The organism is Serratia sp. CoH_122_TC_1, assembly GCF_058191755.1.
The window spans coordinates 1-6,679 of the sequence record NZ_JBXWLA010000039.1 but is presented as its reverse complement, the minus strand read 5'-3'; the positions used below and the strand labels follow the sequence as shown (position 1 = coordinate 6,679).

Annotated in this window: 13 protein-coding genes; 6 read left to right on the top strand and 7 right to left on the bottom strand. The window is 48.3% G+C overall.

The window, feature by feature from the left end; all coding sequences use genetic code 11:
• Positions 1 to 202 precede the first annotated feature (202 nt).
• The 4 genes from AC2FC2_RS26615 to AC2FC2_RS26600 all read right to left on the bottom strand — a co-directional run bounded on the left by AC2FC2_RS26615 (position 203) and on the right by AC2FC2_RS26600 (position 1,980).
• Positions 203 to 397, bottom strand: coding sequence for a hypothetical protein (locus AC2FC2_RS26615; protein WP_490660179.1), 195 nt, complete (start codon positions 395 to 397; stop codon positions 203 to 205).
• Positions 394 to 900, bottom strand: a complete 507-nt coding sequence (locus AC2FC2_RS26610; RefSeq protein WP_490660178.1) for a hypothetical protein — start codon at positions 898 to 900, stop codon at positions 394 to 396. The genes AC2FC2_RS26615 and AC2FC2_RS26610 overlap by 4 nt, the downstream gene beginning before the upstream one ends.
• Positions 901 to 1,039: 139 nt before the next feature.
• Positions 1,040 to 1,423, bottom strand: coding sequence for a hypothetical protein (locus tag AC2FC2_RS26605; protein WP_490660177.1), 384 nt, complete (start codon positions 1,421 to 1,423; stop codon positions 1,040 to 1,042).
• Positions 1,424 to 1,824: 401 nt separating this feature from the next.
• Positions 1,825 to 1,980 carry a hypothetical protein gene (locus AC2FC2_RS26600; RefSeq protein ID WP_490660176.1) on the bottom strand — a complete coding sequence of 52 codons (156 nt, stop codon included), beginning with the start codon at positions 1,978 to 1,980 and terminating at the stop codon, positions 1,825 to 1,827.
• A 567-nt stretch (positions 1,981 to 2,547) separates the two neighbouring features.
• Between AC2FC2_RS26600 and fumD the strand changes: the two genes are divergently transcribed.
• Positions 2,548 to 2,757, top strand: coding sequence for a fumarate hydratase FumD (gene fumD / locus AC2FC2_RS26595; protein WP_490660181.1), 210 nt, complete (start codon positions 2,548 to 2,550; stop codon positions 2,755 to 2,757).
• Positions 2,758 to 2,800: 43 nt separating this feature from the next.
• On the opposite strand, the gene AC2FC2_RS26590 is transcribed toward fumD, so the two are convergent.
• The 3 genes from AC2FC2_RS26590 to AC2FC2_RS26580 form a co-directional block, all read right to left on the bottom strand.
• On the bottom strand, positions 2,801 to 3,265 hold the full coding sequence (locus AC2FC2_RS26590) for a hypothetical protein (RefSeq protein ID WP_490660175.1): 465 nt from the start codon (positions 3,263 to 3,265) through the stop codon (positions 2,801 to 2,803).
• A 1-nt stretch (position 3,266) separates the two neighbouring features.
• Positions 3,267 to 3,710, bottom strand: a complete 444-nt coding sequence (locus AC2FC2_RS26585) for a hypothetical protein (RefSeq protein WP_490660174.1) — start codon at positions 3,708 to 3,710, stop codon at positions 3,267 to 3,269.
• Between the two features lie 138 nt (positions 3,711 to 3,848).
• Entirely contained in the window at positions 3,849 to 4,547 is a 699-nt protein-coding gene (locus AC2FC2_RS26580) for an XRE family transcriptional regulator (RefSeq protein ID WP_490660173.1), read from the bottom strand.
• A 110-nt stretch (positions 4,548 to 4,657) separates the two neighbouring features.
• Here AC2FC2_RS26580 and AC2FC2_RS26575 point away from each other — a divergent pair, with 110 nt between their 5' ends.
• From AC2FC2_RS26575 to AC2FC2_RS26555, 5 genes are all read left to right on the top strand, one after another.
• Entirely contained in the window at positions 4,658 to 4,879 is a 222-nt protein-coding gene (locus AC2FC2_RS26575; protein ID WP_490660180.1) for a transcriptional regulator, read from the top strand.
• 63 nt (positions 4,880 to 4,942) lie between these two features.
• Positions 4,943 to 5,257 carry a hypothetical protein gene (locus tag AC2FC2_RS26570; protein ID WP_404759491.1) on the top strand — a complete coding sequence of 105 codons (315 nt, stop codon included), beginning with the start codon at positions 4,943 to 4,945 and terminating at the stop codon, positions 5,255 to 5,257.
• Between the two features lie 300 nt (positions 5,258 to 5,557).
• Entirely contained in the window at positions 5,558 to 6,322 is a 765-nt protein-coding gene (locus tag AC2FC2_RS26565) for a phage antirepressor KilAC domain-containing protein (RefSeq protein WP_490660172.1), read from the top strand.
• Between the two features lie 2 nt (positions 6,323 to 6,324).
• Positions 6,325 to 6,501, top strand: coding sequence for a DUF4222 domain-containing protein (locus AC2FC2_RS26560; protein WP_490660171.1), 177 nt, complete (start codon positions 6,325 to 6,327; stop codon positions 6,499 to 6,501).
• The coding region (locus AC2FC2_RS26555) for a helix-turn-helix domain-containing protein (RefSeq protein ID WP_490660170.1) at positions 6,498 to 6,679 on the top strand (182 nt) is incomplete at its 3' end. The genes AC2FC2_RS26560 and AC2FC2_RS26555, both read left to right, overlap by 4 nt.

The window sequence follows — 6,679 nt, the reverse complement described above, 5'->3', positions numbered from 1 at the left end:
TTAATTCACGAGGGCAATGGTGAAATCGACCGTGACATGCTTGCTCGTCATCTAATGGAAGAATTCATCCGCGCATCAGAGGCTGGCGCTAGTCAAGAGGAAGGTGCCAGATATGAAGCAGCCATGCGCATGGTGATGAGAACCGATAAAATCCCTCGCGGCTGGTAACTGGCTGCTTTCTCCTGGGCTTCCGGGCTTCAGTTCATTTGCTGGCATCACGCACCTCCACCTTGTCCATGAACACCGCGCGAGATGGCGACCAGTCGCAGTAAGCGTCTGTTTCAACGTGACCGAAAATTGCCTTGCAGCGGCGTATGTGCGCACAATCTCCGCACGTCTTACCGGAGGGGAGTTTCATTTTGTCAGGGTCGGTTGGGTCAAAGTTAAGCTCTTTCATTTGGCCTCCCGCAGCTCGGTGGCCAAAATATTCAAAGCATTTATTACATGAGCCACAGCAGGTGCCTGGTGATTCATGAGGATGGTGATTCGCTCTACTGACTTCTCCACTCCCCGCGCTTCGATAGCGGCAAGGGCGGTGTCAGTGGCTGGGGTTGTAACGTTATCGATCAGACATTTTGCGAACGAAAAAACCATCGAGCCGAAATCGACTTCCGGATCCATGAAGCATGAAAATTTACCGTTGACCGTTTTCACGCCTGGGTTCCATTCGTTCTGCTTGATGAAATCGATATACGCCTCACCAGTCAGCGTGCGCTTCATCGTCACATTCTCCGCCAGCAACGCATCGCGCTCAGCCTTCACCAATTCCAGCTCAGAAAACAACGTTGCATAGTCACCGTGTGCCACGTAGCCGCCCTCCGGGGTTTCACGCATATAAGCGAGTTCATGAGAAATGCTCAGTGAAAAGTCAGGGTTATAACGCTTGAGTGTCATCACCATGATTAACTCCAGACAGCGCCAGCAGTGAGCAGGCACAAAGTAAAAATAAGCAGGTAGAAGAGGTGTTTCCCGTGGTGACGTTTAGGGGCGAAATCGCCCCCTGTGAGGTCATATTTATGCTGAATGCGGGCGTTTAGACTCACCATACTGACCGCCAAACTTTCTTCTGAATGGCGCGGCGTTGAGGTGTTTGCTGGCGAGACTGATAAATCTGAGTGCAAAGCCCGTCTGCGCAGGCCAGTAATACCTCTGACTTTCTATAGCGTTGAATCACTGTTATCTTAACGTCATTAGGTTGCAGAAATACGCCGCAGCATTCACAACGCACAGCGCTCAGATGCTCAGTTGCAGCGTTGGAAATAACAAAATCACTGGTTTCTCTAATGGTGCCGTCTGGTTGGGTATAACTGACCTGTCCGTTATTGCAGCGATTAAAGGTGATCACCTGATCGACAAACTTCAGGCGTGTACCGGCTGGCAGCGTCGCCAAACGCTCACTGCTAATGCGTGGAATAGGTGTCATAACATGTCCTCTCAATGAAATTTACATGGGTAAAGGCACTGCCTGAGTTGATGCACGCGCTCGGTTTCCCTACGGTTCCAGCACACTGGAGCAGGGCAGCGCCTTTATTGATGTAAAAAAGAGCCCCGACTAGCGGGGCAAAGGATGACAAGGGAAGTGGTACTGAGCAGGCTTGTGATGACTCACGCACCTGGTGGCGCATCGAACCGGGGATTTATACTGTGTAGGTTAAAATTAGAACCGGAACGATACGCCACCAGATAAGTGAGACGCCGGTATTACCCGGCGATGAGGATGCCAATTACCGACCAGAACGCGACGCACAAGACAAACACGCCAGTCCAGACGATTTGATTAAAAGTCATGATTGCCTCAGTGCGCCCCGTAGGGCGCGGTGGGTATTAGCTGGCCAGCCACTCGTCATAAGATTTCAACGGCTTGCCGGTCATGAATTCGTTGCCTTTGCCGTCATCAGCGCAGGCCAGGTAAATCTGATATTCGCTGTCGTTGTCGCCGCGAGATTTGGTCTGCCAATTGGCGTTCTGTTCGAGTTGCATCGTGTAACCCTCTGCTGTGTAGTGGTCTTATGCCTACCGCCCCGTATTGGCAGCAGCAGGGTAAATCCACTTGCTTTACACGCCGAAAATTGACGACCACCACTTAAAAAATACTGTGAGTGGTGGAATGAGAATTCCGACGACGAAGCTAATTAATGCTCCAATCAGCATCCCGTTTACGACAAGGTGCTTTTCTAAGAAATCCATTATCTTCATGATGTTAACTCCAGTTGTTTGCATGACTTATCAGCCTCTCGCTGCGTAATCCTCTGCGTAAGCTATCGCCCGCGGGCGACTCACCCACCTGCCTAGTATCCGTACCGGCGCTATTTCGTTTTGCCAGGGCGCTGCGGTTGGCCTGTCATGCGGTTCTGATTGTTAAAGAGCGACCCGGTGGTTTGGGGTGACGTTGTTGCTGTCGATGGGATAAAGATAACTTAGGTTATGAGTTAGGGCAATAACTTGATTTATAAAAATCATAATAAAAGTTATAATTATGTGATTGCAAAAGGAATTTATTTTCTATTTTTAAAGCGCTACTATCGGAAAAACTTGATGGAAGTTGGCATGAACTACGAAGAGCAAGCGCAAATTCGCTATCAGGAGATGTGTCGCATCGTGGGTGATGTGGTATTTGCAATGGTGGCAGAAGGGCATGAGACGAAGAAGGTGGCTATCGCTGACGTGATTCGGACTGAACTAGCGAAGGGGCTGGATAAGTGGGATGAGGATCAGATGCAGATGATGGGGTTAGCTGTAAAGCTTCTGGAAGAGTAGGGCACAAAAAACCCGACTCAGTGGCCGGGTTGTGTTGGTTAGGTTAGCTTGGTTTGAATGTTTCATAAAGTTTGTAAGCTGTGAACACCAGGCTTGGCAATCCAAGAATCCAAAGGATCATGCTTAACTTCTGATCCTTCAATTTCCCATCAAAAATGATTGCCTGCTTATCAATGGCATCAGTCAACTTTTGGGATTGCAGCTCTAACGTTCCTGAAAGCTTCTGAGCTTGTAACTCTAAGGCGGAGGATAGTTTTTGAGATTGCAGATCGAGAGAGCCGGTGAATTTAACAGATTGAATTTCAATCTTTGACTCTATACGTGTCATGTTTTCGTTCAGGCGCGACAAAGTAGACTCTATTGAGTCTACTTTTTTTGCTAGTCTGTCAATGCGATCTGTCATATCGCCGCCGCCCCCATTACCACTACCATGAATTGGTTCATGATGGCGGTAAAGAGATGATTCTGCAAGTGTGCCGTCGGCATTCACAATTTTGAAGTCAGCCACGCTAATCACAATCCTTTAACAAAACGTAGAAGTAGCTGCGATAGCTATCAATGGGTTTATCTATTTTTTTTCCTTCACAATCAGACCCAAAGAGATTTACACGTATTACGTACTCACCTGATTTCTCAAACAAAACACTAGGGAGAAACAAAGAAGTTAGAGTAATCGCTTGACCGTCATGTAAAATGCTGGTTTTGAGATTCTCAAATTTACCTTCTCCATCCGAAGGCTCATCTTTGCCATCTTCACTTACGTGGCTTACTGTTACATTTATATGTATTTTAGATTTTAAGGTAATCAATAGCCCGACATTGACAAGCATCGCGTGTTTAGTACCGTAATCAATGTTTGTAAAGAGAGGAGAGGGAATGCAAGACTCCTCCTTTGTCATCCCATCTTGGTACATAACTGGGTATGCAAAGCATACTTTATTTATGTGGTTCATGCAGTTACCCTAAACTTCTATTGTTGTGATAACAGCTAATTAAGCTTAAAACTCAACACTTCTCGCTGCTAGCCGTGGCGCTTAAACAACTGCGAATGAATCAACATACCTCATCCAAACACCTTATCAGCCCACTGGTTACAACTTTCCGTACATGATCGACTCATGCAGCAAAGCTTTCCCCATCACGTAAAATTGGTCTTCCGTATCTTCTCGAATTTCCCACCGCTCAAGGTTCGGGTTGTCAGAAAGAACCACAAGCTTTGTTCCTTGCATCTGTAAGCGCTTCACATGGAATGTTTTTCCGTACACAAATGCATAGACGCCATCTGTAGTGAACTCACGTACAGATACATCGAAAAACAACCTGTCACCTGATTTTATGGTGGGGTACATGCTATCGCCATCTACGGTCATGACCTTTACATCATCAGCTGTTCGGCTACCGAATAACGCCCTGGCTCGGTCAGATGTGAACTCAATGGCATTCAAAACCTCAACGGTCTCGGAAAGCATATAGCGACCCGGACCAGCGCTAACCACTAAATCAAGAACCTCGATACGATAGATATCAGAACCCGCCTTAAAGCGATCCATTAAATCATGGCCCTTAGGTTGGGACATATCCTCTCGCATAGGATCCGAGCCATCTGCTAGCCACTCAGCTCGAACTCCAAGAGCAGAGGCTATCTCAAGAATTTTTTTACTTCCCCGCGTTTTACCAGATGTCATCTTCTGTATTGCAGGTTGCGATACACCAATGATGGCAGCCAGCTTCCCCTGAGAAACCCCAGCGAATTCCATCGCAGCATTTAGACGATCAGCAAATGTTTTCATAAAAGCAATATATAACCACAGTTATGACAACTCAAATAACAATGGTTATGGACACTAAGCATAACTTTGGTTATGATTATTTTTATTCAATAACCGAAAGAGGCCATTCCATGAATTTAGTTATCCAGCGAGCCTTGAGTATCGTTGGTAGCCAGAAAAGGCTTGCCGACGAGTGTGGCGTGAGTCAGCCGGCAGTTCACAAATGGTTGAATGGCGGAATGGTGTCGCCTGAAAAAGTAAAAGCCATCGTGACTGCTACTGGCGGAGAGGTTAAGGCTCACGAGATCCGTCCTGACCTACCTGAATTATTCCCGCACCCACAAAGCGCATGAACGTGCCGGTGATAACCAATCGCCAATTGTTCAACCATCACTGTAAGACAACGGAAATTGTAAATGGAATCAATCGCAACAAGTAGCAATTCAGTACGCATCAACTGCAAGCCTGAGTTACTGGAAAGCTTCTTTCACAAAGAGGCAATTATTCGCGGTAACAAGCCGCTGGCACTGGATATGGGGATTCACCCGTCAGGGCTGAGTAGGGAGAAGGTAAGGCTGGTGGGTTTGGCCTGCCGGATGATTTCCCAGCTCGGTTTGCCTGCTGGCTGCGTTGCTCAAACAGGGTGCGAACAGAACGTAGTGCTAACCGGCGAGGTGGCTAAAAAGCTTATCTCCATGCTGGAAGGCATCCGGGAACCAAAAACGGAATAGGGGGCTTTATGGCCCGGGACACTTTTGTTTACGACAACATCAAGCGGCAACTGATGGCTGAGGGATTCAGCGAGGCAGTAGCTCAGGGGGGGGGGCAAATCATGGTGCTGATCACTATCGCCGTATGTCGCAGGCGAGTCGCAAGGGGATGGCATTCGACGACTGTCTCACCCGTGCCAGGCAGTTTTCACTTGCGAGCTGTACGAAGGAAGAAAAGCCAGAGAAGGCGGGTAAGAAAGCAAAAAGCCGAACAGCTGCAACTGGTCGGCCATCACTTTTCTAACATAAGAGAGGAATGTCATGAACTATCAAAGCAACCATAGCAAGGTCGATCTGACAAACCAGAACCTGATTATGGCAAACAGTACAGCACCTGGCAATAACGTTGCTCTGGCCGGTGGCGAGTTTATCGGCACTGATGAGCTTCTGGGGATTATCAATCAAGCACGCTCTGCTCATGGAGAGAAGCCGGTACGTAACAACGATTTTGTTTTGCGTGTGAAAGATGAGCTTGAAGGTGACCACTACGAAAGTTTCGTAGTTCAAAATTTGAACGGAACCAAGTCGGAGCAACTCCGTATTTCCAACGATCAGGCTGTATTGGTCGGTATGCGAGAATCCAAGGCTGTCCGCCGCAATGTTCTTGAAATCCTGAAACAAAAACGGGGTCCGGCAATGCCGCAGACCCTCCCTGAGGCCCTTCGCCTGGCTGCGGATATAGCTGAACAAAAAGCCGCGCTTGAACAGAAGGTGCAGGAAGATGCTCCGAAAGTGGCTTTTGTTGATCACTATGTTGAAACCGCTGGTTCTAAAAGTCTCCGCGCAACGGCCAAAGTTCTCAATATGCCAGAAAGAGCCATGATCGACGCCCTTATCCGCGACAAGGTTCTGTTCCGTCAATCCGGCAACCTGCTGCCGTATGCCAGTCATCACCATTCAGGAAACTTCACCGTCAAAACCGGTACCGCCGAGCAGTCTGGTCACGCCTTTACGCAGACCCGGGTAACGCCACGCGGTATTCAGTGGATTGCTGAGCGCTACGCATCCGAACTGATGGCGAGTTAACCATGAGCCAATCCGTCCCATTAAACCGAATTTATCTGGATGACCGCGGCAATCGCGTGACTGTCATTCGCTGGGATCGGAATGCGCAACAGGTGATTTTTATGCGAGAGGGCTATCCGTATGAATGCATGCAGCCACTTGAGCGATTTAGAGAAAAATTTAAGCGAGTCGAAGTATGAGCATGAACCTGATGGCGCAGGCTATGAGCATCAAAGTGGGTAATCCACTGCGCAAGCTGGTGCTGATCAAGATAGCCGACAACGCTAACGACAAGGGCGAATGCTGGCCTTCCTATCAGCATGTCGCTGACCACTGCGAGTGCAGCAAAAGCGCCGTGAGGGCGCACATTGAGGCGTT